Annotated in this window: 22 protein-coding genes and 1 pseudogene; 8 read left to right on the plus strand and 15 right to left on the minus strand. The window is 67.0% G+C overall.

What is annotated here, in order from left to right; translation table 11 throughout:
* Positions 1-28 precede the first annotated feature (28 nt).
* Positions 29-1,342, plus strand: a complete 1,314-nt coding sequence (locus CYU59_RS15380; RefSeq protein WP_292991096.1) for a glycosyltransferase 87 family protein — start codon at positions 29-31, stop codon at positions 1,340-1,342.
* A gap of 19 nt (positions 1,343-1,361) precedes the next feature.
* Here CYU59_RS15380 and CYU59_RS15385 read toward each other — a convergent pair whose 3' ends face one another.
* On the minus strand, positions 1,362-2,714 hold the full coding sequence (locus CYU59_RS15385; RefSeq protein ID WP_292991099.1) for an alpha/beta hydrolase: 1,353 nt from the start codon (positions 2,712-2,714) through the stop codon (positions 1,362-1,364).
* Between the two features lie 225 nt (positions 2,715-2,939).
* Here CYU59_RS15385 and CYU59_RS15390 point away from each other — a divergent pair, with 225 nt between their 5' ends.
* On the plus strand, positions 2,940-3,641 hold the full coding sequence (locus CYU59_RS15390) for a TetR/AcrR family transcriptional regulator (protein WP_292991101.1): 702 nt from the start codon (positions 2,940-2,942) through the stop codon (positions 3,639-3,641).
* Here CYU59_RS15390 and CYU59_RS15395 read toward each other — a convergent pair.
* The 5 genes from CYU59_RS15395 to CYU59_RS15415 all read right to left on the minus strand — a co-directional run bounded on the left by CYU59_RS15395 (position 3,638) and on the right by CYU59_RS15415 (position 7,068).
* Positions 3,638-4,366, minus strand: coding sequence for a lysophospholipid acyltransferase family protein (locus CYU59_RS15395; RefSeq protein ID WP_292991104.1), 729 nt, complete (start codon positions 4,364-4,366; stop codon positions 3,638-3,640). The two genes, CYU59_RS15390 and CYU59_RS15395, sit on opposite strands and share 4 nt — an antisense overlap.
* Before the next feature lie 124 nt (positions 4,367-4,490).
* Positions 4,491-4,877 (minus strand): hypothetical protein, encoded by a 387-nt coding sequence (locus tag CYU59_RS15400; protein WP_292991106.1) that lies wholly within the window; start codon positions 4,875-4,877, stop codon positions 4,491-4,493.
* Entirely contained in the window at positions 4,865-6,118 is a 1,254-nt protein-coding gene (locus CYU59_RS15405; protein WP_292991374.1) for an ArsA family ATPase, read from the minus strand. The genes CYU59_RS15400 and CYU59_RS15405 overlap by 13 nt, the downstream gene beginning before the upstream one ends.
* Positions 6,119-6,120: 2 nt before the next feature.
* Complete coding sequence (locus CYU59_RS15410; RefSeq protein ID WP_292991108.1) at positions 6,121-6,558, minus strand: SRPBCC family protein; 438 nt, start codon at positions 6,556-6,558, stop codon at positions 6,121-6,123.
* 111 nt (positions 6,559-6,669) lie between these two features.
* Complete coding sequence (locus CYU59_RS15415) at positions 6,670-7,068, minus strand: polyketide cyclase / dehydrase and lipid transport (protein WP_292991110.1); 399 nt, start codon at positions 7,066-7,068, stop codon at positions 6,670-6,672.
* Positions 7,069-7,211: 143 nt separating this feature from the next.
* Here CYU59_RS15415 and CYU59_RS15420 point away from each other — a divergent pair, with 143 nt between their 5' ends.
* On the plus strand, positions 7,212-9,014 hold the full coding sequence (locus CYU59_RS15420; protein WP_292991113.1) for a long-chain fatty acid--CoA ligase: 1,803 nt from the start codon (positions 7,212-7,214) through the stop codon (positions 9,012-9,014).
* On the opposite strand, the gene CYU59_RS15425 is transcribed toward CYU59_RS15420, so the two are convergent.
* From CYU59_RS15425 to CYU59_RS15440, 4 genes are all read right to left on the minus strand, one after another.
* Positions 9,011-10,147, minus strand: coding sequence for a glycosyltransferase family 4 protein (locus tag CYU59_RS15425; RefSeq protein ID WP_292991114.1), 1,137 nt, complete (start codon positions 10,145-10,147; stop codon positions 9,011-9,013). The two genes, CYU59_RS15420 and CYU59_RS15425, sit on opposite strands and share 4 nt — an antisense overlap.
* A 21-nt stretch (positions 10,148-10,168) precedes the next feature.
* Positions 10,169-10,906 (minus strand): hypothetical protein, encoded by a 738-nt coding sequence (locus CYU59_RS15430; protein ID WP_292991376.1) that lies wholly within the window; start codon positions 10,904-10,906, stop codon positions 10,169-10,171.
* A 109-nt stretch (positions 10,907-11,015) separates the two neighbouring features.
* Positions 11,016-12,065, minus strand: a complete 1,050-nt coding sequence (gene ripC / locus CYU59_RS15435; protein WP_292991117.1) for a peptidoglycan hydrolase RipC — start codon at positions 12,063-12,065, stop codon at positions 11,016-11,018.
* Positions 12,066-12,246: 181 nt separating this feature from the next.
* A complete protein-coding gene (locus CYU59_RS15440) occupies positions 12,247-12,498 on the minus strand; it encodes a hypothetical protein (RefSeq protein ID WP_292991119.1) in 252 nt (83 codons plus the stop codon).
* A gap of 165 nt (positions 12,499-12,663) precedes the next feature.
* Between CYU59_RS15440 and CYU59_RS15445 the strand changes: the two are divergent.
* A pseudogene (locus CYU59_RS15445) lies at positions 12,664-14,481 on the plus strand (DEDD exonuclease domain-containing protein); the annotation flags it as partial.
* Here the strand turns inward: CYU59_RS15445 and trpD are convergent.
* Positions 14,419-15,507 (minus strand): anthranilate phosphoribosyltransferase, encoded by a 1,089-nt coding sequence (gene trpD, locus CYU59_RS15450; RefSeq protein WP_292991121.1) that lies wholly within the window; start codon positions 15,505-15,507, stop codon positions 14,419-14,421. The pseudogene CYU59_RS15445 and the gene trpD sit on opposite strands and share 63 nt — an antisense overlap.
* A gap of 132 nt (positions 15,508-15,639) precedes the next feature.
* On the opposite strand from trpD, the gene CYU59_RS15455 reads away from it, so the two are divergent.
* The 4 genes from CYU59_RS15455 to CYU59_RS15470 are packed head-to-tail and all read left to right on the plus strand — an operon-like array spanning position 15,640 to position 20,025.
* Complete coding sequence (locus tag CYU59_RS15455; RefSeq protein WP_292991123.1) at positions 15,640-16,251, plus strand: heme-copper oxidase subunit III; 612 nt, start codon at positions 15,640-15,642, stop codon at positions 16,249-16,251.
* Positions 16,252-16,256: 5 nt separating this feature from the next.
* Positions 16,257-17,114 (plus strand): cytochrome c, encoded by an 858-nt coding sequence (locus CYU59_RS15460; protein ID WP_292991124.1) that lies wholly within the window; start codon positions 16,257-16,259, stop codon positions 17,112-17,114.
* Positions 17,111-18,289: a ubiquinol-cytochrome c reductase iron-sulfur subunit gene (locus tag CYU59_RS15465; protein WP_292991127.1), complete on the plus strand. Its 1,179-nt coding sequence runs from the start codon at positions 17,111-17,113 to the stop codon at positions 18,287-18,289. Before CYU59_RS15460 ends, CYU59_RS15465 begins: the two co-directional genes overlap by 4 nt.
* A complete protein-coding gene (locus tag CYU59_RS15470) occupies positions 18,286-20,025 on the plus strand; it encodes a cytochrome b N-terminal domain-containing protein (protein WP_292991129.1) in 1,740 nt (579 codons plus the stop codon). The genes CYU59_RS15465 and CYU59_RS15470 overlap by 4 nt, the downstream gene beginning before the upstream one ends.
* 113 nt (positions 20,026-20,138) lie before the next feature.
* Here the strand turns inward: CYU59_RS15470 and CYU59_RS15475 are convergent, their stop codons facing one another.
* The 4 genes from CYU59_RS15475 to CYU59_RS15490 all read right to left on the minus strand — a co-directional run bounded on the left by CYU59_RS15475 (position 20,139) and on the right by CYU59_RS15490 (position 23,275).
* Positions 20,139-20,765, minus strand: a complete 627-nt coding sequence (locus CYU59_RS15475; RefSeq protein WP_292991131.1) for a DUF2561 family protein — start codon at positions 20,763-20,765, stop codon at positions 20,139-20,141.
* A complete protein-coding gene (locus CYU59_RS15480; protein ID WP_292991132.1) occupies positions 20,765-21,673 on the minus strand; it encodes an MmpS family transport accessory protein in 909 nt (302 codons plus the stop codon). The genes CYU59_RS15475 and CYU59_RS15480 overlap by 1 nt, the downstream gene beginning before the upstream one ends.
* Positions 21,674-21,859: 186 nt before the next feature.
* Entirely contained in the window at positions 21,860-22,279 is a 420-nt protein-coding gene (locus CYU59_RS15485; RefSeq protein ID WP_292991134.1) for a cytochrome c oxidase subunit 4, read from the minus strand.
* A gap of 9 nt (positions 22,280-22,288) precedes the next feature.
* On the minus strand, positions 22,289-23,275 hold the full coding sequence (locus CYU59_RS15490; RefSeq protein ID WP_292991378.1) for a cytochrome c oxidase subunit II: 987 nt from the start codon (positions 23,273-23,275) through the stop codon (positions 22,289-22,291).
* Between the last annotated feature and the right edge of the window lie 267 nt (positions 23,276-23,542).

Below are 23,542 nucleotides of genomic sequence, written 5' to 3' on the forward strand. Positions count from 1 at the left end.
CGCCCGCACCGATAGGCTGTTCACCGACATGACTAGATGGCGCTTGCCCGATGCGGGCAGTTCGAGTGGGCAGGTCGCCACCGCACAGCCCAATGGCTGGCGAAACGCCTGCTGGTTGGTGCTGCAGTTGGCGGCACTGACCGCGTTGGGCTACGCGAGTTGGCGGGTGCTCGGCAGCACGGTGTACCGCATCGACATCGACGTGTATCGAATGGGTGGCCAAGCCTGGCTCAACGGGCAACCGCTGTACAGCCACGACGTCAAGTTCCACACCCCGATCGGGCTGAACCTGCCGTTCACCTATCCCCCACTGGCCGCCGTGATGTTCGCGCCGTTCGCCTGGCTGGGGATGCCGGCCGCCAGCGTGACGATCACGCTGATCACGTTGGTGCTGCTGCTCGTCTCGACGATGATCGTGCTGACCCGCCTGGACGTCTGGGCCGCCTCCCGGGTGGTGCCGGGCCCGGCTTGGCTGCGCCGGTGGTGGCTGACCGCGCTGGTCGTGGCCTTCGCGACGCTGCATTGGGAACCGATTGCGGCGAACTTCGCCTTCGGGCAGATCAATGTCGTGCTGATGACGCTGGTGATCGCCGAGTGTGTGCCGCGCCGCACGCCGTGGCCCCGCGGGTTGCTGCTCGGACTGGGTATCGCGCTCAAGCTCACGCCCGCGGTGTTCCTGCTGTATTTCGTGCTGCGTCGCGACCGGCGCGCCGTCCTGACCTCGCTGGCCTCGGTGGTCGCGGCGATCGCGGCCGGGTTCGCGTTGGCCTGGCAGGACTCGTGGGAGTACTGGACCCACACCGTGCGCAACACCGACCGGATCGGCTCGGCCAGCTTGAACACCAACCAGAACATCGCCGGCACGCTCGCCCGGCTCGGCCTCGACGACCATCAACGGTTCTTGCCGTGGGTGGCGGCCTGCTTCCTGGTTTTGGCACTGACGGTGTGGGCGGCGCGACGGGCCCTGCGCGCCGACCAGCCGGTGCTGGCGGTGATCTGCATCGCGCTGTTCGGGTTGACGGTGTCGCCGGTGTCCTGGTCGCACCACTGGGTGTGGATGCTGCCCGCGGTACTGGTGACGGCCACGCTGGCGTGGCGGCAGCGCAGTGTCGCGCTGGCGCTGGTGAGCGCCGCCGGGGTGGCCGTGATGATGTGGACGCCGATCGACCTGATGCCCAAGCACCACGAGGTGAGCGCCTCGTGGTGGCGGCAATTGGTGGGAGCGTCCTACCTGTGGTGGGCGCTGGCGACCATCGTCGTTGCCGGAGCCACCGCGGCCGTGCGCGCGGCCACTGCGGATACGCCGCGCGCAGCGACCGCGCCCGCGCCGGTGTCGGCCTGATCTGTCAGCCTGACCCAGATCACTTCATACTGGCCATGAGGTGCCCCAGAAGCCAGCCCTGGGAGTAGTCGAGCCACTGGCGGTAGTGGCCCATTGCGCAGTGATCGTCGTCGGGGTACAGGACCAGGGTGGCATTGGCAGCGGCACGCGCCAGGTCAATGCTGTCTTGGGTGCTTATCAGGGTGTCATGGTCCCCGTTGATGACCAGCAGCGGAATCGTGATGTCCGAGTAGCGATCTCGAATCGACATTGCCTTGAGCTTGCTGAGAAAGTCGATCGGGTGGGCCGCGCCGACAGTTTTGGCCAGGGCGTGCAGGATGATCTGCGAGGTGCCCAGTGCGCCACCGTAAAAGGACCTGTGTGTGGGCGCTCCGCACGCGATCGCACAAGCCAGTCGATCGTCGGTGGCGGCCAGGCGCGCGGTCCAGTAGCCGCCGAAACTCACACCGACCATGGCGATGCGGTCGGCGTCGAGCCGGTCATCGGCGACAAGGTGATCGAGGACCTGGTGGTAGACCGCCTCGGAACCTGGGCTCATTGATTCGCGATAGGCGTAACTGCCGGGCATCTCCATGACGAATGTGGCCATGCCCGAATCGCGGTAACGCAGTTGCGGGATCGCCAACTCCTGGACGGTGCCTTCCAGACCGTTTGTCGTCAACACCACCGGGTGTGGTCCGGCCCCGGGCGGCACGATCAGGTAGCCGCGAACAGCATCACCGTTGACCACTGGGATGTCGACGTGTTCGATGGCGGGTCCCAATGTGGGCGCCACTGCCCGGATCAGCCCATCGAAGAGGTTCGCTGAACGCGTGTAGGCCTGCATCCGCTCCGGGTCATGCCCAGGAAAAGCACTGACCTGGTAATAGGTGATCGCCTTGATCCACGCGTCCACCGCCCGGTAGGCCAACAAGATGCGGTAGCGATCCTCGGCGGGCGCGTGCTGGTCGACCAGCGCGGTGATCGTGCGGGTGTCCGGTTGCGGTCCGTGGTCGGCGAACAGCTCCACTGCAGGCGCAATCCACCCGGTCAACCCATCGACGAGCTCAGCGGCGCTGCTCAGATCGCGGATTTCGGTGACAGCGGCGGACTCGGTGCCGGCCAGGCCGCGCAGAAGGTCGGTAGCTCGCCTGGCGTGCACGTCGGCAATGTCGTTCCAGTACCTGCACCAGCGGTCGCCGCGGAAGGACCGGGCGCCGCGAATCTGTTCCGCGAATGTGTTTTGGTCGAGCCCGCCCATGTTGGCATAGCGCAGGACGAACAGAGCGGGCAGAAACGGCGCGGCCCCGGTCCACCGCACCGCCAGCTCAGTACTGCGGGTGATCGCGCAAATCGTCACGAGGAGCTTCTGCAGAAGGGTGCGCTCGACCATCGGCGTCCTTTCGAGCGCGGTGGGCAGACCTGACCCGGAACAAGTGTTCCGACTTTAGCATCGGCCTGCGATAAGGTGGAACGATTGTTCCGCTTCGAGTAAGGATTGATTCGCGATGACGCTTCGAGGCACCGGCATAAAAGCCGGGCACTGGCTGCACCCGGGAGACACCCTTGAGCTGAGCATCGACGGAATCGGCTGCATCGAACACACCGCCGTGAGCGCGTGACTACACCCGCGGCAGCCGACCAGTCCGCACGCGGCCCGCGAACGGCCAATCGCGAGAACCTTCGGGAGCGGCTGATCAACAGTGCCGAAGAACTCTTCGCCGACCGAGGGTACTTCGGCGTCAGCGTCCGCGACATCACCGACCACGCCGGCACGCGCCTCGCCTCCGTCAGTGAGCAATTCGGCGGCAAGGAAGGCCTCTTCCGCGCAGTGGTGCTACGGCGCATCCAACCGCTCAACGACGATCGACGAGCCCGGCTCGCAGGACTACCCGTTCGCGGAGCCCGGCCCCGACGCCTGCGCGGAATCATCGATGCGTTCACCGAACCCATGCGCCAACGAGCCGGTAACCCCGGGTGGGACAACTATTTTCGTTTCATCGCCCAACTCGCCAACTCCGGACACCCCATCGGACGGTCCATCGAAGACGACTACAACGTTATGGCCGCCGACTTCATCATTCATCTACACAGCGTGTTCCCCGGCGCCACCGACGAGGCCATCCACGACGCCTACCTGCACCTGGTGGCAGCCACGCTGCATACCTACTCGAATAACCTGCGCCTCGACAGCCTTACCGGGGGCCGCATGCACACTTACGACATTGAGGGACGCCACCGCGCACTTGTGCGCTTCGTCGAAGGCGGAATCATCGCACTGGCGACGGAAAACCCTGATGGCCCCTCACCTGAGTTCTAGCCGGCCGCCGTCTCAGGAATCCGAGACGGCGGTACTTTTCCCGCCGGCGGACCATCGTTGTTCTTCAGGGTCGCGGCATAGATGTCGACGTACTCCTGGTCGGAGAGTCCCATCAGCTCGTAGATCACCTCGTCGATGACGGCCCGCTCGATGAAGCGGTTGCCAGCCAGCCCCTCGAACCGGGAGAAGTCCATCGGCTTACCGAACCGGACGGTGACCTTGCCGAACCTCAGCATGGAGGTTCCGGGCGGGTTCACTTTGTTGGTGCCGATCATCGCGACCGGAATCACCGGGACACCGGTCTCCAGTGCCAGGCGCGCCAGCCCGGTCTTGCCCTTGTAGAGCCGGCCGTCGGGCGAGCGGGTGCCTTCGGGGTACATGCCGAGCAACTTGCCTTGATCCAGAACCCGCTTCGCGGTGTCCAGGGCGGCCTGGGCGGCGTCAGCGCTGCTCCGGTCGATCGGCACCTGACCGACGGCGGTGAAGAACCACCGGCTCAACCAGCCCTTGAAACCGGTTCCGGTGAAGTATTCCGACTTGGCCAGGAACGTGATCCGGCGCCGCACCACCAGCGGCAAATAGAAGCTGTCCATCACCGCCAGGTGATTGCTGGCCAGAATGGCCGGGCCGTTCTGTGGGACGTATTCCAGGCCTTCGATTTTCGGGCGGCCCAGCAGGGCGAGCAACGGGCCGAGGAAGATGTACTTCAAAAGCCAGTACGCCATGAGGCCCCCTTCTCCGCCGCGCCAACAGTGTTTCGCCAAGAGTACCGATCGAGTGTGTGTGCGACCACATGACATGGACGACTCGCTAACACCGCGACACCGGGGAGACCGATGTGGTAGGCGGTCAGTCCTCGACGGTGACGACGATCGGTTGGTAGCGGTTGGTCGGCACCGGCGCTTCGGCGGCGCGATCCGGCGCCGTTCCGTTCGGCGAACCGTCCGGCGGTGGTGGCGTCGACTGACCAGCCGGCTCGACGATGGCGCGGATCACCGCCAGCAGCGCGACGCTGTGCTCGGCGATGACGGTCAGCAGGGGATGCTCGTCACCGCTGACCACTGCGGCCAGCGCACACACCGGGCACCAGACCTGCTGGCAGGCGCCGGTACCGGCGCCCTCTCCCACCGTGCGTGCCGCCGCCACTCGAATTGCGGGGTCGAGCTGGTCGAGGATTTTTTGAGCGAGTCTGCGTAATTCCGGTCCGATGTCGGAGTGGGTGGTCACTTTGGCCACACCTCCGGATCAGGTTGAAAACGCACCGTCAATTCGCCGCCGCGAAGATGCGCGTCGATCACCGTGCACCGCCGCAAGACCGACGCCAGCCGCACTCTGCGTCGCATCCCACCGGCGCCGACGATCAAGTCGTCACCGACTCGGCCCAGGTTGAGGGCGCCGGACTCGATTTGCGGCAACTCTAGCCGTAATCGGTACACCGACTGCAGTCCGGATCCGGATTCCAAATCGACCACCGGGCGCAGCGGACCAGGAGGCGCGGAGCCGTCCCGTCGGCGCGCGTTGTCGAGCAGTTCGGCCAGGGCCTTGGCCCCGATCGGTTCGCCGGCCAGGTGCGGGGTGAGCACCAGGGCCACGTCGCCGATCGCGGTGCCGAGTTCGTCGAGGACGGTTCGCTGTTCGCTGATTCGCTCGGAGTACCAGTCGAATGCCGGATGCGCCGGCAGGTTGCGGTATTCGTACGAATCGTCTTGCATCAGAATCTGATTGACGATCAATTCTTCGACTCGCACACCCATCAGGACCAGTGATCCGAGGGTCCGGAGCGCTTCGGCGGCCACCACGCGCTCGGCCGTCAGCACCAGATGAGCGCCCACCCGGGTGCCGTCGGTCAGCAGTGCGCTGAGCTTCTCGACGTGGGAACTGATGCGTTCCAACAGTTCGACCACCGCGATGGAGCGCGGATCGTCCGCACCGGCGGACAGCCTGCGGTGTCGCGGCCACGCGCGCTCGACGTACAGCGCGAAGGTGGCGGGCAGCGTCAACATCCGCAACGCGTCCGCGGTCGAGGCGCAATCCACCACGATGTGGTCCCACTGCCCGCAGCAGGCCAGCTCCCCCACCTCGGACAGGCCTAGCACTTCTTGAACACCCGGGAGCGCCGAAAGTTCTTCGGGCGCAATATCTTCCAGTTCGGACTCGGGAAAGCGACGACCGAGCGTCTCGGCGACGCCACGCCATCGCGTTTCGAGCAGCGCCAAGGTGTCCAGCGCCAGTGCGTCCAGCGAGCCGGTCTCGAGATCGGCCATCACCCGCACACTGTCGCGCCGGCCGTTCGGCGCGACCGTCACGCCGAGGACGTCGCCCAGCGAGTGCGCCTGGTCGGTGGAGACCAGCAGCACGCGCTGACCGGCGCGCGCTTCATGCACGGCCGTCGCGGCCGCCAAGGTGGACTTTCCTACCCCACCCTTGCCGACGAAAAGACTGATCCGAGAGGAGGAGGGGGCTGCTGATTCACCCAGACTCACTCAGCCTCTACTCGTTTCTTCAGATCCTTCAGTGCGGTGTCGGTCAACCTCCGCTCGGCTTTGCGCTTGAGCAACCCGATCATCGGAATCGCCAGATCGACCGTGAGTTCGTAGGTCACCTCGGTGCCAGACCCTTTGGGCGCCAACCGATATACGCCATCGAGGGACTTGAGCAGTGAACTGGATACCAGCGACCAGCTCACCGACTTGCGGTCTTTGGGCCACTTGTAGGACAACACCAGGGTGTCTTTGAGCACGCTGGTGTCGAGCACCAGCCGGGCCACCTTAGGGTTGCCGGCCGGGTCGGATTCCAGCACGTCTGCCTCTTTGTATTCCGACACCCACGTGGGATAGGAACCGATGTCGGCGATCACGTCCATGACCGTGCCCGGGTCCGCGTCGATATAGATCGTCTGGGCCGTCTTTTCCGCCACCTGCTCGCTTCCTTCTCCGCGCTGCGCGGGTAGGCAATCCTGCCCGCCGGAATCTACGTGGTCAGCGGCCGCAGCCTGCGCCCACTGCAGAAAACGGTACTCCCGACGGACTCAGGGCTGGTCGAGCACCGGAGAAACCCCGACCGGGCGGGAGCTCTCCAGCGTCGTCTTCACTTCGAAGGCCATCTTCTTGCCCGCGACCCGGCGCCGATGCGTCAGTTTCGCGAAGTTCAGCTTGGCCAGCCGCGCGGGCGCCACCGCGTTCGGCTCGGCGTGCAGAAAATAGTGCAACAACGCACCGCCGAGCATCGGTTCCAGCCAGATCTCCATGGTCCCGGTGAGCGGGCCGGCCACTTTCCACCGAACCCCCTGCGGGCCGCGGTCTTCGGTGACCTCCAGCCGCAGGTCGGGCCACCAGCGCCGCCAGTTGGACGGATCACCCACGGCAGCACCGATGCGCGCCGGATCAGCGGCGACGTAGGTCTCGTCGGCAATCTGAACGCTGTGCACGGGCACTAGCTTCACATACGACGGTTCCCGCCACGCTGCACCGTCGAGAAACCTCTGGTCAGCCGCGGGCCCCGGTGAGCCGCACGATCGGACTAGGCTGGTCGTCGCTTATTCGCAGGAAACACTGAAGCGAGGTCAGACGAGTGCGCGAATTGACTGTTCCCGCCGACTTCACGGTCGGCGAGCGCGACAACATCGTGTCGACGGTGTTCGAGCACGAGGGCGACGACCCCGACGCGGTGATCTATCAGCGACTGGTCGACGGGACCTGGACCGACGTGACGTGCGCGCAAGCTGCCGCCCAAATCCGTTCGACCGCACTGGGTTTGATCGCAGAAGGAGTCCGACCCGGCGACCGGGTGGCGATCTTTTCGGCCACCCGCTACGAGTGGGCGATTCTCGATCAGGCGATCCTCGCGACCGGTGCGGTCACCGTCCCGATCTACGAGACCTCGTCCGCCGAGCAGGTGCGCTGGGTGCTCAGCGACTCGGGCGCCGTCGTCGCGTTCGCCGAGACCGACGCCCACGCGACGATCATCTCCGAGTTGGCCGGCGAGCTTCCCGAATTGCGGCGGGTGCTACACATCGACGGATCAGGGCCGAAGGCACTCGAGCAACTCGAGCAGCAGGGCTCGTCGGTCGACCCGGCCGAACTCACCGCCCGCGTCGAGGCACTGCGCAGCAGCGATCCGGCGACGCTGATCTACACCTCGGGTACCACCGGCCGCCCCAAGGGCTGCCAGCTGACGCACGCGAACCTGGTCTACGAGACCCGCGGCACCAAGGAGGTGCTGCCGACGCTGCTGAAGAAGGGCGAGCGGCTGCTGATCTTCCTGCCGCTGGCGCATGTGCTTGCCCGGGCGTTGACGTTGTGCGCGTTCCACAACAAGGTCATCGTCGGATTCACCAGTGACATCAAGAATCTCGTGCCGATGTTCGGGGTGTTCAAGCCGACGGTCGTGGTGTCGGTGCCCCGGGTGTTCGAGAAGGTGTACAACACCGCCGCGCAGAACGCCGCCAGCGACGGCAAGGGCCGGATCTTCGAGATCGCCGCGCAGACCGCGGTCGACTGGAGCGAGGCGTCCGACCGCGGCGGCCCGGGTCTGCTGTTGCGGGCCAAGCACGTACTGTTCGACAGGCTGGTGTACCACAAGCTGCGCGCCGCCCTCGGCGGCGACTGCCGCGCCTCGGTGTCCGGGGGTGCACCGCTGGGCGCCCGACTGGGCCACTTTTACCGCGGCGTCGGCCTGACAGTGTACGAAGGCTACGGGCTGACCGAGACCAGCGCGGCGATCACAGTGAACCAGGTGGGCGCATGCAAAATCGGTACGGTCGGAAAGTTGGTGCCGGGCAACAGCTTACGCATTGCCGACGACGGCGAACTGCTGCTTCGCGGTGGTGTGGTGTTCCAGGGCTACTGGCACAACGACCAGGCCACCGCCGAGTCCTTCGAAGACGGCTGGTTCAAGACCGGTGACCTGGGCGCGGTCGACGAAAACGGATATCTGACGATCACCGGCCGCAAGAAGGAGATCATCGTCACCGCGGGCGGAAAGAACGTCGCCCCAGCGGTTTTGGAAGACCAACTGCGGGCCCACCCGTTGATCAGCCAGGCGATGGTGGTCGGTGATGCCAAGCCGTTCGTCGGAGCGCTGATCACGATCGACCCCGAGGCGATCGAGGGCTGGAAGCAGCGCAACGGCAAGGCCACCGGCGCATCGGTGGGCGACCTGGCCAATGACCCCGATCTGCTCGCCGAGGTGGACGCGGCCGTCAAGCAAGCGAATTTGTCGGTGTCGCATGCGGAGTCGATCCGCAAGTTCCGCATCCTGCCCGTCGACTTCACCGAGGACACCGGTGAACTGACCCCGACGATGAAGGTGAAGCGCAAGGTCGTTGCCGAGAAATTCGCCGGCGACATCGAGGCGATCTACGCCAAGGACTAGCCGCGGATCAGTTCGGAAAGTCGTCCGGCCAGGTCATCCCAGCGCCACTGCGTGGTTATCCATTGCCGGCCGGCGGCGCCCATCGCGGCGGCGCGAGCCGGGTCGGCCAGCAATTCGCTGACCGCATCGGCGATCTGCTCGACCGACCGGCCATCGACCACGAGCCCGGTCTTGTTGTGCTGCACAGTTTCCGGTGCTCCGCCGGAAGATCCGGCGACGACCGGCACGCCGGTGGCCGACGCCTCCAGGAAGACGATGCCGAGGCCCTCGACGTCCAGCCCAGCGCCGCGGGTGCGACACGGCATGGCGAACACGTCCGCCATCGCGTGATAGGCGGGCAACTCGGCGGACGGAACGCCGCCGGTGAACAGGACGTGCTCGGTGACACCCGATTGCTCGGCCAGCCCGCGCAGCGTGTCGGAGTAAGGGCCGCCGCCGGCGATGACCAGGGCCGCGCCGTCGACCCGCCGCCGGATGGCGGGCAGTGCCCTGATCAACATGTCCTGTCCTTTGCGCGGCACCAGACGGGACAGGCACACCACGGTCGGCCGCTCGCCCAGGCCGTAGCGGGCGCGCATCTCGCTGCGACTGGCCGGATCCGGCCGGAATCGCTCGGTGTCGACGCCGGGTGGCAGGTGCTCCAGGGCGGCTTTGGGTCCGAACGCCGAGGCAAACCTCCCTCGGGTGTAGCTGCTCACGTAGGTGACGACGTCGCTGTCGTCGCCGATGCGGCGCAGCACCGACCGGGCACCCGGCAGCATCGACCAGCCCACCTCATGGCCATGCGTGCTGGCCAGCACCCGCCTCGCCCCGGCCTGACGGGCGCGCGCCGCCAGCAGGCCCAACGGCGCGGCGGCGCCGAACCAGACGGTGTCGATGTCGTGTTCGCCGATCAGCCGCCGCATCCGGGCTTCGACGCCCGGGCCGGGCAGCATCAACGTGCCCGGATGGCGCACAACGTGGTAGCCGGCGGTCCGGGCGTCGAAGGCGTCGGCGTCCTTCCACTGCGGCGCGTACACGGTGAGCGTGTGCTCCCCCGCAGCCGCGAGCCGGGACACCAAATCGACCAGGTAGGACTGGATACCGCCGCGCCGTGGCGGAAAGTCGTTGGTTACCAGCAGGACCCGGGACACCTAGGAAGGCTAGCTTGACGGTCAGCGCGTGGGCTGACGGGTCAACCACTGCCGCCAATCCGCGAGCAACCCCGCGTCGTCGGTGCCGAGCACCTGTCGGACCGCCGCCGGCAGGGTGGTGTGCCGATCGCCGCAGGCGGCGACATAGAACGCCCGCAGCGTCGGCGGACCACGGGTGTCGGCGACGTAGAGCGCGAACGTCCAGGCCCGGTCGTAGGCCTGCGACCGCCGCGAACCAGGATCGTCGAGATCAGCGTCAGAGGGTAGTGCCGCGGGGAGGCCGATGTCGGGCAGCGGACGCTGCGGTCGTGCGACGTAGTCGGCTACGCCTTCGGTCAGCCATCGCGGTGCGTCCAGCGCAGTGTCGGCGCGAGCAGCGTAGTGAAAAAGCTCGTGCGTCAACACAATTCGCAAGGCACGCTGATTCATGTCCACCGCTCCGGGCGCGAAGACGATCCGCTGGCCGAGCGCCGCCCGGTGGGCCGGATCGACCCGGTCGGCGACGGCGATCGCCGCGATGTCGGCCCACTGCGCCGCCGGGCCGCCACCCGCCTTCGCCGCGAACTGCTGCTGAGTGCCGGTGGCCACCACGTCGATGTCGCGGGGCCAGTCGACGCCCCAGAAGGCCTCGACGGCGTCGATGGCCGGGCCGATGCCTTCGGCCACGCGGGACAGCAGTGTCTGCCCGCGCCCACCGCCGAGGTTCGTCATCTGTAGCGTGCGATCGCCCACCTCGAGACTTGGCGAACCGGCGGGCAGCGCCTGGGCGGGCGGCGCGGGCGGGGCGTCGACAGCAGGACGCGTCGCGAAGAAGGCGGCGGCGGCCAACTCGGCGATCAGGACGCAGGCCAGTAGCCCGCGCCGGCCGTCAGTAGCGGCGGGCGTCGTAGATCGGGCCGGAGGAGTTCATCGGCACCACCCGTACCGGCACACCGTAGGTGGACGAGTGGATCATCATGCCGTCGCCGATATAGAGGCCGGCGTGCGAGGCGTCGGAATAGAAGGTCAGCACGTCGCCGGGCTGCAGGTCCGACAGCGAGACCGGCTGTCCGCCGTGCGCCATCGCCTGACTGGAGTGCGGCAACGCGATGCCGGCCTGCTGGAATGCCCACATCACCAGGCCCGAACAGTCGAAGCCACCCGGCGCGGCGCCACCCCAGGAGTACGGGTCGCCGACCCGCGTCAACGCGGCCTGAACGGCGATCGCGCCCTGGCCGCTGCCCGGTCCGGCGCCCGGGCCACCGGGCTGTCCACCGCCCGGCGGCAGTGCGTCAGGAGCGGGCGGCGCCGCGGGAGGAGGCGGACCCGGCGCGGCCAACGCGGTGCGCTCGTGCGGGTTGAGAGCGAGGTATTGCGACTTGACGATGCCGATCTGCAGCTGCAACCGGCTCTGCTTGGACTGCAGGTCGGCCCTTACCGAGGCGGCCTGCTCGGCCGCGGTCTTGGCGTCGGCAGCCGACTTCGCGGACTCCGACTCGGCCTTGGCGGCCTCTTCACGGGTGGCGCGGTAGGTCGCCATCTGCGCCAGCATCGCGGTGGAGATGACTCGCGAGACCGCGAGTTTGCCGATCAGCTGCTGCGGCGACTCGGCGGTCATGATCGCGTTCATGCCGTCGGTGCGACCACCCATGTACATCGCGGCGGCAAACTTGTCGACACCGGCCTGGAAAGTTGCCAACCGGGTTTTCGCGGCGTCGGCCGCGGCAACCGCGTCGGCGTGCTTCTTGTCAGCGGCTCGCTGCGCAGCCAGCTTGTTGTTGAGATCAAGCTGCGCGCTGTGCATCGCTTCGGTGGTCTGTTCGGCCTGCCGCGAAAGCTCACTGAGCTTTGCCGTCGCGTCGTTGGCCGGATCGGCCAGCACACCGCTGGCGGCCACTCCGGAGAGAGCGACGAATCCGGCTAGCGCTGCAACAGCCAAGCGCCGAGCGACGCGCAAAGAAACGCGGTCACCATTTAGCCTTTTTCGCAAAACCTTGCATCCTTAAAACGCGTCGGTAGAAGACCGGATCTGCTTTAGGTCTCAGATAGGTTACGAAACGCCTTCGGGCTTGTCCAACTGTGAGTTGTTAAGAAAACAGCAAGATTTCATGCTAACGGCGTTAGGCAACACCAGGCCGCTGGCGATGGACGGGTACCAACCGCAGCCTGGGCGCCATCCCCGCGTCGGCAAGCACCTCGAGGGCGGCGCGCTCATCTTCCAGCAAAGTTTCCGGTACCCCGAGTATCACGCTGACGACGCAATCCCGGCACCCCGGACCGCGAACCGCGCAGTCCTCACAGTCGATGATCACGGGTTCCGCCGGGTCGGGCGGAACTACCGCCGCCTGTTCAGGCTCGCTGCTGAGCGCCATGAGGCTGCTCCTTCCGTCGTGTCGGTCGGGTGTTGATTCGAGACGCTAACCGCGGGCACCGACAAGTTTTTCCGCGCTCGCCGACCACCCCTCGCATCGCCGCCCGGCGCGACGCGCCGCGGCAGAGTCCGTGCCGTGTCGGTGCGAGTGGTTAACGTCGCCGCCATGGGCGCGCCCGCTGCCGAGCAGCTGTGCATCCCCGACCTGGACGGGGCTACCGAAACATCGCTGCGCGAAACAACTTTCGTCGTCGTCGACCTGGAGACCACCGGCGGCCGGATGAACGCCCGCGACGGCAAAGCCCCCGACGCGATCACCGAGATCGGCGCGGTGAAGGTCCGCGGCGGCGTGGTGCTGGGTGAGTTCGCCACCCTGGTCGATCCGCAGCGCAGCATTCCACCGCAGATCGTTCAACTGACCGGCATCACCACGGCCATGGTGTGCGATGCGCCGACCATCGCCGGGGTGCTGCCGATGTTCCTGGAGTTCGCCCGGGGCGCGGTGCTGGTAGCCCACAACGCCCGGTTCGACATGGGGTTTTTGCGGGCCGCCGCCGAGCAGTGCGGAATCCGCTGGGCTCGGCCCCAGACACTGTGCACGGTCCAGTTGGCCCGCCGGGTGCTCAGCCGGGAAGAGGCACCCAGCGTCCGACTGGCGTCACTTGCCCGGTTGTTCGCCGTAGCCAACCAGCCCACCCACCGCGCCCTAGACGACGCCCGGGCCACCGTCGAGGTGCTGCACGCGCTGATCGAGCGCGTCGGCAACCAGGGCATACACAGCTACGCCGAGCTGCGGACCTACCTTCCGAATGTGCCGCCGGCGCAACGCCGTAAACGGGTACTTGCCGAAGGGCTGCCGCGCCGACCGGGCATCTACCTTTTTCACGGACCGTCCGACGAAGTGCTCTACGTCGGAACCGCAATCAACCTGCGGCGCAGGGTGAGTCAGTATTTCAACGGCTCGGATCAGCGCACCCGGATGAAAGAGATGGTCGCGCTGGCCACCCGGGTCGAACACATCGAATGCGCGCACGCGCTCGAAGCCGGCGTCCGCGAGCTGCGGATGCTGAGCGCGCATGCGCCGCCGTACAACCGTCGGTCGAAATTTCCGCAACGTTGGTGGTGGCTGGTGCTCAGCGACGAGGCGTTCCCGCGGTTGTCAGTGGTGCGCACACCGCGCCACGACCGCGCCGTCGGACCGTTCCGGTCGCGCGCCGACGCCGCCGACGCCGCCGACCTGCTGGCCCGCTTCACCGGTGTGCGCACCTGCACCAAGCGGCTGAGCCGGATGGCGACCCACGGGCCGGCCTGCCCGCAGCGCGAGGTGTCGCCCTGCCCGGCCGAGCGGGACGTCACCGCGGCGCACTACCGGCCCGCGGCCGAGCGTGCCATCGCGCTGATCGACGGTCTGGACAATTCCGCTCTGGCGGCGGCCGCCGAGCGGATCGCCGAGCTGGCCGGACGTCAGCGCTACGAGACCGCGGCCCGGCTGCGCGATCACACCGTGGAGGCCGCCGACGTGCTGTGGCGCGGTCAGCGCCTGCGTTCGCTGGCTGCGCTGCCCGAGCTGGTGGCGGCCGCTCCAGACGGCGCCGGCGGGTGGCAGCTCGCCGTCATCCGGCACGGTCAGCTCGCGGCGGCCGGCTGCGCCCGTCGCGGCGTTCCGCCGATGCCCGTCGTCGAGGCGATCGAGGCCGGCGCTCAGGTGGTCCTGCCGCAGCCCGCCCCGCTGGGCGGCGCGCTGGTCGAGGAAACAGCGCTGATTGTGCTCTGGCTCGCCGCTCCAGGCGTGCGCATCGTCAGAACCAGCGGCGAGCAGGGGTGGTGTTCGCCGGTGCGGTCGGCGGGCCCGTGGGCCGAGTGGGCCGCGGCGGCGCGTTCGGCGCGGGTGGCGGCCGAACAGGCCGTCACCAGCCGCGACTCAGAGCTGCTGACTGAACCGCACCCAACGCGCGAGCAGTTGTTCGGCCGAACCGCTGTCGATCGCCTCGGCGGCGCGGCCGAGTCCGTCTTCCCACGCCGGCAGCCACTCGGCGCGGCTGGATAGCCCGGCGTGCGCGACGATCGCGCCGGCCGCGTTCAGCACGACGGCGTCGCGCACCGGGCCTTTGGTCCCCGCCAGCACCGAACGGGCCTCCCCGGCGTTGGCGGTCGCGTCGCCGCCCAGCAGCTCCTCGAGTTCGGCCCGGGCGAACCCGAACCCGGCGGGATCGAACGTCAGCTTGTCCACCGTCCCGGCCTGCACCCGCCAGATCGTGCTGGTCGTCGTGGTCGTCAGCTCGTCGAGACCGTCGTCGCCGTGCACCACCAGCACGCTGGACCGGCGCGCGGCGAAGACTCCGGCCATCACCTCGGCCAGGTCTGCAAACGCGCAGCCGATCAGCCCGGCTCGCGGCTGCCCCGGATTGGTAAGTGGCCCAAGTAGATTGAAGACGGTCGGCACGCCGATCTCCCGCCGCACCGCCGAGGCGTGCCGGTAGGACGGGTGGAACTGGGGTGCGAAGCAGAACCCGATCCCCACTTCGACCACGCTGCGCACGACCTCGTCGGGGTCCAGGTCGATGCGCACGCCGAGCGCTTCCAGGGTGTCCGCCCCGCCGGCCAGCGACGAGGCCGCGCGGTTGCCGTGTTTGACCACGGGAACCCCGCTGGCAGCCACCACGATCGCCGCCATGGTGGACAGGTTGACCGTGCTGACGCCGTCGCCGCCGGTGCCGACCACGTCGACGGTGTCGGTCCCGATCTTGTCGGTGGGCAGCCGGCGGCCGTGCCGGAGCATCACGTCGGCCAACTCGCCCACTTCCGCAGACGTCGGCGACTTCATCTTGATCGCAACGGCGAACGCGGCGAGCTGCGCCGGCGTCGCGGCGCCGGACATGATCTGCTCCATCGCCCAGCCGGCCTGCCCGCGCGGCAGGTCTCGGCCTTCGGTCAGTGATTCCAGGACTCGCGGCCACGACAGTGACCCCTCCGAGGGCTGCTCAGCGGGCCCGGAAAATGAGGTCACCACGCCGTAGATGGTCCCACGATGTTCCTGCTGCGACGGCGGACAGGGGTGCGGCCGGACATGTGTGCGAATATCACACGCCGAATTGCCGCCCCGGGTAGAGCTGGACAACTACAAAGCGTCATACTTGCGGATGTGACGAGTGCGGTAGGGACCTCGGGTACGGCAATCACGGCGCGAGTGCATTCGCTGAACCGCCCGAACATGGTCAGTGTCGGCACCATTGTGTGGCTTTCCAGCGAGTTGATGTTCTTTGCTGGACTGTTCGCCTTCTACTTCACTGCGCGGGCGCAGGCGGCGGGCGACTGGCCGCCGCATCCGACCGAGCTGAACCTGTACCAGGCGGTGCCGGTGACGCTGGTGCTCATCGCGTCGTCGTTCACCTGCCAGATGGGTGTGTTCGCGGCCGAGCGCGGAGACGTGTTCGGCCTGCGCCGCTGGTACCTGCTCACCTTCGGGATGGGGTTGTTCTTCGTCCTGGGCCAGGCGTACGAGTACTTCCACCTGGTGAGCCACGGAACCACCATCCCCGGCAGCGCCTACGGCAGCGTGTTCTACCTGGCCACCGGATTCCACGGGCTGCACGTCATCGGCGGTCTTATCGCCTTCATCTTCCTGTTGGCGCGCACCACGATGAGCAAGTTCACCCCCGCCCAGGCGACCGCGTCGATCGTGGTGTCCTACTACTGGCACTTCGTCGACATCGTCTGGATCGCGCTGTTCGCCACGATCTATTTCATCCGATGACCAGCATGCTCAAGAACAGGAGTGCTCGGTTGAAGAAACTGGGGCTGAACCGATCGCTGAGTGACCGGGCGCGCCGCCGCCTGCGTCGCCGGTTGTCGGCCGGACTGCTGCTGGTGCTGGCCCTCGTGGTCGCCGGCGGGTTGGCCGCCGTCTTGACCCCCAGCCCGCAGGTGGCCGTCGCCGACGAATCGTCGTCGGCGCTGTTGCGAACGGGCAAGCAGCTTTTCGACACCTCGTGCGTGACGTGCCACGGCGCCAACCTGCAGGGCGTCCCGGACCGCGGGCCCAGCCTGATCGGTGTGGGCGAGGCCGCGGTCTACTTCCAGGTGGGCTCCGGCCGGATGCCCGCGATGCGTGGCGAGGCCCAGGCGATGCGCAAGGACCCGATCTTCGACGAGGCACAGGTCGATGCGCTGGGCGCCTACGTGCAGGCCAACGGTGGCGGGCCGATTGTGGAACGTAATGCCGACGGCAGCATCGAGACGACGTCGCTGCGCGGCAATGACCTGGGCCGCGGTGGCGACCTGTTCCGGCTGAACTGCGCCTCGTGCCACAACTTCACCGGTAAGGGCGGCGCGCTGTCCTCCGGCAAGTTCGCCCCTGATCTGGCTCCGGCCAACGAGCAGCAGATTCTCGCCGCGATGCGCACCGGGCCGCAGAACATGCCGAAGTTCTCGGACCGTCAACTCTCGTTCGACGCCAAGAAGGACATCATCGCGTACGTGAAGAACGCGACCACGGAACGGAGTCAGGGCGGCAACGGCCTGGGCGGCTTCGGTCCCGCGCCCGAAGGCATGGTGGCGTGGATCGTCGGGATGGTGGCCTGCATCGGCGCGGCACTGTGGATTGGGGCGCGATCATGACCGACGAGCCGAAGGGCACACAGCCCACCGAGGCCGAGTTGAACGCGATGTCGCGTGAGGAGCTCGTCGAACTCGGCGGTCGCCTCGACGGCGTCACGACCGTCTTCAAAGAACCACGCTGGCCGGTCGAGGGCACCAAGGCCGAGAAGCGCGCCGAGCGCTCGGTGGCCGTCTGGCTGCTGCTGGGCGGTTTGCTGGGCCTGGCGCTGCTGCTGGTCTTCCTGTTCTGGCCGTGGGAGTACCAGCCCGAAGGCGCCTCGGGCAACCTGGCGTACTCGCTCGCGACCCCGCTGTACGGGCTGACCTTCGGTGGTTCCGTGCTGTGCATCGCGATCGGTGCGGTGCTGTTCCAGAAAAAGTTCATCCCCGAAGAGATTTCGATCCAGGACCGCCACTACGGCGAAGCCGGGTCCGACGAGATCGACCGCAAGACCGCCGCGGCGAACCTCGACGACGCGTTCCAAGGATCGACCCTGCGTCGTCGCAAACTGATCGGCCTGTCGCTCGGCGCGAGCCTCGGAGCGTTCGGCCTCGGCACGCTGGTGGCGTTTGCCGGCGGCCTGATCAAGAATCCGTGGAAGCCGGTCGTGGACACCGCCGACGGCAAGAAAGCCGTGCTGTGGACCTCGGGCTGGACGCCACGGTTCCACGGCGAGACCATTTTCCTTGCCCGGGCCACCGGCGAGGGCAAGAGCGCGCCGTTCACCAAGATGCGCCCGGAGGACCTGGACGCCGGCGGCATGGAAACGGTCTTTCCGTGGCGGGAGTCCGACGGTGACGGCACCACGGTCGAGTCGCACGAGAAGTTGTCCCTGATCTTGTCCGCCGTCCGCAACCCGGTGATGTTGATCCGCATCAAATCCACCGACCTGCCGAAGGTGGTCAAGCGCAAGGGCCAGGAGAGCTTCAACTTCGGTGAGCTCTTCGCCTACACGAAGGTGTGTTCGCACCTGGGCTGCCCCGCGTCCCTCTACGAGCAGCAGGACTACCGCATCCTGTGCCCGTGCCACCAGTCGCAGTTCGACGCATTGCATTACGCAAAGCCGATATTCGGCCCGGCCGCGCGTGCTTTGGCCCAACTACCCATCACAATCGATGCTGACGGTTATCTGGTCGCCAACGGCGACTTCATCGAGCCCGTCGGACCGGCATTTTGGGAGCGCACAACAATATGAGTCCAACACTGAGTCCCCCTAAAATCGGCGACGTCCTGGCCGGCCAAGGCAACGCCGTCGACTCCCGTTATCACCTCTCGGCTGCAACACGCCGCCAGCTGAACAAGGTCTTTCCGACGCACTGGTCGTTCCTGCTCGGCGAGATCGCCATGTACAGCTTCATCGTGCTGCTGCTGACCGGTGTGTACCTGACGCTGTTCTTCGACCCGTCCATGCAGGAAGTCACCTACAACGGCGTCTACCAGCCGCTGCGCGGTGTGGAGATGTCGAAGGCGTTCGCGTCGGCCCTCGACATCAGCTTCGAGGTGCGCGGCGGGCTGTTCGTCCGCCAGGTCCACCACTGGGCCGCCCTGCTCTTCGCGGCGTCGATCATGGTGCACCTGGCCCGGGTCTTCTTCACCGGCGCGTTCCGCCGGCCCCGTGAAGCCAACTGGGTGATCGGCTCGCTGCTGCTGATCCTGGCGATGTTCGAGGGGTACTTCGGCTACTCGCTGCCCGACGACCTGCTGTCCGGCATCGGCCTGCGCGCCGCACTGTCCTCGATCACCCTGGGAATGCCGGTGGTGGGCACCTGGCTGCACTGGGCGCTGTTCGGTGGCGACTTCCCCTGCGGTGGTGCCGGAAACGACTGCACCGCAGCGGGTTACATCGTTCCGCGGATGTACGGGCTGCACATCCTGCTGCTGCCGGGCATCATCCTGGCGTTGATCGGGGCCCACCTGGCGTTCGTGTGGTTCCAGAAGCACACCCAGTTCCCCGGGCCCGGCCGCACCGAGAACAACGTCGTCGGCGTTCGCGTGATGCCGGTGTTCGCCGTCAAGTCCGGTGCGTTCTTCGCATTGACCACCGGCATCCTGGGACTGATGGGTGGTCTGCTGCAGATCAACCCGATCTGGAATCTGGGACCCTACAAGCCATCTCAGGTCTCGGCAGGCTCGCAGCCGGACTTCTACATGATGTGGCCCGACGGCTTGGCCCGACTCTGGCCGGCCTGGGAGTTCTACTTCTTCCACCACACCATCCCCGCGACGGTCGCGGTCGGAACGCTGATGCTGGGGATCTTCGCCCTGCTGATCGTGTATCCGTTCCTGGAGAAGCGATTCAGCGGCGACACCGCCCACCACAACCTGCTGCAGCGCCCACGCGATGTGCCGGTACGGACGTCGATCGGCGCCATGGCGATCGCGTTCTACATGGTGCTGACGTACTCGTCGATCAACGACATCATCGCCTACAAGTTCCACATCTCGCTGAATGCGACGACGTGGATGGGACGCATCGGCATGGTGGTGCTTCCGCCGCTGATCTACTTCATCACCTACCGCTGGTGTGTCGCGCTGCAGCGCAGTGACCGTGCCGTTCTCGAGCACGGCATTGAGACGGGCATCATCAAGCGGCTGCCGCACGGTGCCTACATCGAGCTGCATCAGCCGCTGGGACCTGTCGACGAGCACGGCCACCCCTTGCCGCTCGAATACCAGGGCGCTCCGGTGCCGGTGAAGATGAACAAGCTCGGCTCGGCCGGCTCCCCCGGCTCCGGCAGTTTCCTCTACGCCGACCCGCCGTCCGAGGCTGATGCGCTGTCCGAGGCCCACCACGCCGCCGAGTCCCGTGCGCTCACCGCGCTGCGCGAGCACCAGGGCGACAGCAACGGCAACGGCTCGAGCAACGGCCACGGGTTGAGCAACGGCAACGGGTCGAGCAACGGTCACGGATCGACGAACGGCCACAACTAGTACGTCGCGCTGATCCCGGCTTCGGCAACGGAGCCGGGATCTTTGCGTTGTCGGGCAGCCGGTTGAGTCCCGGCGTGTGTCAGTCCGAGGCGTGTGTCAGTGCGGGGCGTGTGTCAGCGCGCGAGCTTGCCGCGCAGTTGCCGCACCTGCTGCCAGGGCACCAGCGGCATGACGAGCGTGATGGCGCCGGCGATCGCGTAGCCGGTCCAGGAGACGCCGTCGTGGCCGATCGCCATCGCATACGTCGCCGCGGCCACCGCGAGCAGAGCCCCGCCCATGGCGCCCATCAGCGCGGCGGTGCCGCGCAACCAGAACCGGTCCACCTCTGGGCCGTCGAGAGCCGGCCGTCGCGCGCTGACCGGCTCGGGACCACCCTCGGCCACCCCGGTCGGCTGCCCGGCCCGGATCGACCGGGCGCTGACCGTTCGCGCCGGCGAGCCCGCCGAACGGGCTACCGGAGCGTCCTTGATGATCCGGCGGGCGCGTAACAGCATCGGGATCGCGGCCAGGATGATCAGCGCGGAAATGATGATGATCGCGTAGAGCACCGACGAGGCGTGCGGGTTGCCCTTGGCGGCGTGGAAACCGCGGCCCAGATCCATCAGCGCGACAAGCGCGGCCACGCTCGTCCCGACCAGCGCGAGCCAGACGGCGGCGCACGAGCCGACCAGAACCCGGTCCGACGTGACCGCTGTGAGCTTGCCGCCGCTACCCCAGGCTGACGAATACCTGTCGGGCATCAGCAGTTGACCTGTGGCTGGTTGTTCTCGTTGGCCGACAACACAGTTCCATCGCTGGCGGTGACCTTGCAGTTGAGCTTGCTCAGCCGCAGCAGGCTGGACGCCTCGATCGACCCGACGTCGGATGCCGAAATCGGCGTGAGCGTAATGGTCCAGGGGATGTAGACGTTGGACAGCGTCCGTCGCATCCCCGACGAATCGGTGTAGGTGATCGTGATCTGGTCGAACGGGGCCTTGGTGCCGGTCACCGAATACGTGTACTGCTTGGGCCCGGTCGGAGCGGGCGCCGGGGCAGGTGCCGGGGCGGGCGCGGGCGCGGGCGCGGGTGCCGGCTCAGGGGCGGGGGCAGGTGGCGGCACGGACTCCGGGGACGACGCCGGCGGCGGTGGTTGCTGCTCACTCGACGGCGGCGGGGCCGGCGGCACTGCCTCCTTGGACGACGGCGGCGCCGGACGTTGTTTGGACGACGGGAACTCGTCCTGGATCGGGGGTGTCGACACGGGCGCGCTGCTGGGCGCGGCGGTGTTGGTGTTGTCAGAACGCGTGAACAGCAACGACACCGACACCACGAGGGCTATCGCCGCGACGATCGCGGCGACGCCGACGATCCACGGCCACCGCGCGGTCTTCTCGTCCTCGTCGTGCGGGGCCGGCTCTTCGTAATGGTCGTAGTCGTAGAGGTCGAGGTTGGCCGGCACGTAAGGCCCGCTGCTGATGTGTTCGGACTCCGGAGCCGAGTAGGCGCGCGAGTAGACGTCGGTTTGACCAGTCGGGATCTCGGCGTCGGGGTCCCCCGCGCCCACACCGAGATCGCTGTCACCACCGTCGAATTCGTTTGCGCTACGGGTGGCCTCGATGCCGGGTTCCAGTTCTTCGGACTCCGGTCCTGGTGGATTCGGCCCGCTCATGATCGTCTGTCCTGTTCGACTACTTCATCGGCGTACGCAGCACCGTGACGGTGTTGTGGGGCGCGCGCTCCGATATTGCCCGAATGTGCCTCGGGAAACCCTACCCAACCAGATCCCGCAGGACATTCCGGGCGACCGGGTCTCGGATGAACTGACGCCCGGATTGTGACCTTCACCGACGCCGGGTCAGTGCTTCTCCGGGCCTACGTAATACTCGAAGACAAGTCCGGCGGCCGAGCTCAGAATGAACACCACGCCGGCTCCGATCAGCCACGGCAGCCAGAGCGCGATCCCGACCGCTGCCACTGAGCCGGACAGTGCGATCAGGATCGGCCACCAGCTGTGCGGGCTGAAGAAGCCCAGTTCGCCTGCGCCGTCACTGATCTCAGCACCTTCGTAGTCTTCGGGGCGAGTGTCGAGCCGACGGGCGACGAAGCGGAAGAAGGTGGCGATGATCAGCGCCAGTCCACTGGTCAGCGCCAGCGCCGTGGTCCCGGCCCACTCGATGCCACCGGTGGCGAACAGGCTGGTCAGCACGCCGTAGAGCACCGTGCAGAAGACGAAAAACGCTGCGATGAACTCGAACAGCCGGGCTTCGATGTGCATGGGTTATCCCTACTTGCTCGCCTGCGGCGCCATCTCGCCGCGGCGGGTGTCGAACGGATGAGTGGTGACCGCCACCGGGTTTTGCGCGATGGCCTGCAACGCCTGGGCATTGGTCTTGCCCGTGCTCCGCTGCTGCAGGTAGGCCTTGAAGTCGTTGGGTTGAACCACCCGGACTTCGAAGTTCATCATCGAGTGGTAGGTGCCGCACATCTCGGTGCAACGACCCACGAAGGCACCGGTCCGGTCGATCTTCGCCACCTGGAAGCGGTTGACGGAGTGGTTGGCCGCCGGGTCGGGCATCACGTCGCGCTTGAACAGGAACTCCGGCACCCAGAACCCGTGGATCACGTCGGCTGAGGCCAGCGTGAATTCGATTCGCTTGCCGGCGGGCAGCACCAGCACGGGAATCTCGGTGCTGGTGCCAATGGTCTCGACCTTGTCGAAGTTGAGGTAGGTGCGGTCCTCGGTATTGCGTCCGCGCACCGGGCCGACCAGTTCTTCGCCGTGCTTGTCCTTGCCCTCGGGCTTGGACACCATCGCGGCCTTCTTCGCCGCGTCGGCGCCGTCGTACTTGAAGGTGCCGTCTTTGAACTGCACCTTCTGGTAGCCGAACTTCCAGTTCCACTGGAACGAGGTGACGTCCACGACAACCTCGGGGTCAGCCTCCAGGTGCAGCATCTTCTCCTGCACCACCACGGTGAAGTAGAACAGCACCGAGATGATCAGGAACGGCGTCACGGTGAGCACCAGCTCGAGCGGCATGTTGTAGCCGAACTGCCGGGGCAACTCGGTGTCGGTGGCCTTCTTGCGGTGGAACACCGACGACCAGAACATCAGCGCGAAGACGACGGCGCCGACCACCAATGCGGCGATCACCGAACCGATCCACAGCTGGCGGTTCCAGGCGCCTTCCTCGGTGATACCGGTCGGCCAGCCCAGGCCCAGGGCCTGCGACCAACTGCAGCCGCTCAGGCTCATCGCCAACACACCGAGCATGCCGACGACAGCGGGCCGGCGTAACCGGCGCAAAGCTGAGGTACGGCCCTGCGAACAGCCTGGCCCGCGAGATGTCACGGTCGCGCCTCCCTGAATTACAAGCTGAACCGACCCCGCATCCCAGCTCACGGGACTGTCGGATGACTCGCACGTCGAATACTACGCAGCGTAGACCACCCACGCAGCGGACCTGTGTGCAGGCCCGCCGCTTTTCGTGTCGACCGATCGCGGCGTCAGCGAGCAGGCCGGAATCCATGTTCGGCCGTC

It is taken from the genome of Mycobacterium sp., from assembly GCF_002863225.1.
GTDB lineage: Bacteria > Actinomycetota > Actinomycetes > Mycobacteriales > Mycobacteriaceae > Mycobacterium.

What these genes read in the sequence shown, in the direction of transcription:
- CYU59_RS15465 (WP_292991127.1), top strand. Translation starts at nt 17,111, where the DNA reads ATGACCGACGAGCCGAAGGGCACACAGCCCACCGAGGCCGAGTTGAAC.
- CYU59_RS15380 (WP_292991096.1), top strand. Translation starts at nt 29, where the DNA reads ATGACTAGATGGCGCTTGCCCGATGCGGGCAGTTCGAGTGGGCAGGTC.
- CYU59_RS15485 (WP_292991134.1), bottom strand. Translation starts at nt 22,279, where the DNA reads ATGCACATCGAAGCCCGGCTGTTCGAGTTCATCGCAGCGTTTTTCGTC.
- CYU59_RS15470 (WP_292991129.1), top strand. Translation starts at nt 18,286, where the DNA reads ATGAGTCCAACACTGAGTCCCCCTAAAATCGGCGACGTCCTGGCCGGC.
- CYU59_RS15490 (WP_292991378.1), bottom strand. Translation starts at nt 23,275, where the DNA reads ATGCTCGGTGTGTTGGCGATGAGCCTGAGCGGCTGCAGTTGGTCGCAG.
- CYU59_RS15385 (WP_292991099.1), bottom strand. Translation starts at nt 2,714, where the DNA reads ATGGTCGAGCGCACCCTTCTGCAGAAGCTCCTCGTGACGATTTGCGCG.
- CYU59_RS15395 (WP_292991104.1), bottom strand. Translation starts at nt 4,366, where the DNA reads ATGGCGTACTGGCTTTTGAAGTACATCTTCCTCGGCCCGTTGCTCGCC.
- CYU59_RS15440 (WP_292991119.1), bottom strand. Translation starts at nt 12,498, where the DNA reads ATGGCGCTCAGCAGCGAGCCTGAACAGGCGGCGGTAGTTCCGCCCGAC.
- CYU59_RS15475 (WP_292991131.1), bottom strand. Translation starts at nt 20,765, where the DNA reads ATGCCCGACAGGTATTCGTCAGCCTGGGGTAGCGGCGGCAAGCTCACA.
- CYU59_RS15480 (WP_292991132.1), bottom strand. Translation starts at nt 21,673, where the DNA reads ATGAGCGGGCCGAATCCACCAGGACCGGAGTCCGAAGAACTGGAACCC.
- CYU59_RS15460 (WP_292991124.1), top strand. Translation starts at nt 16,257, where the DNA reads ATGCTCAAGAACAGGAGTGCTCGGTTGAAGAAACTGGGGCTGAACCGA.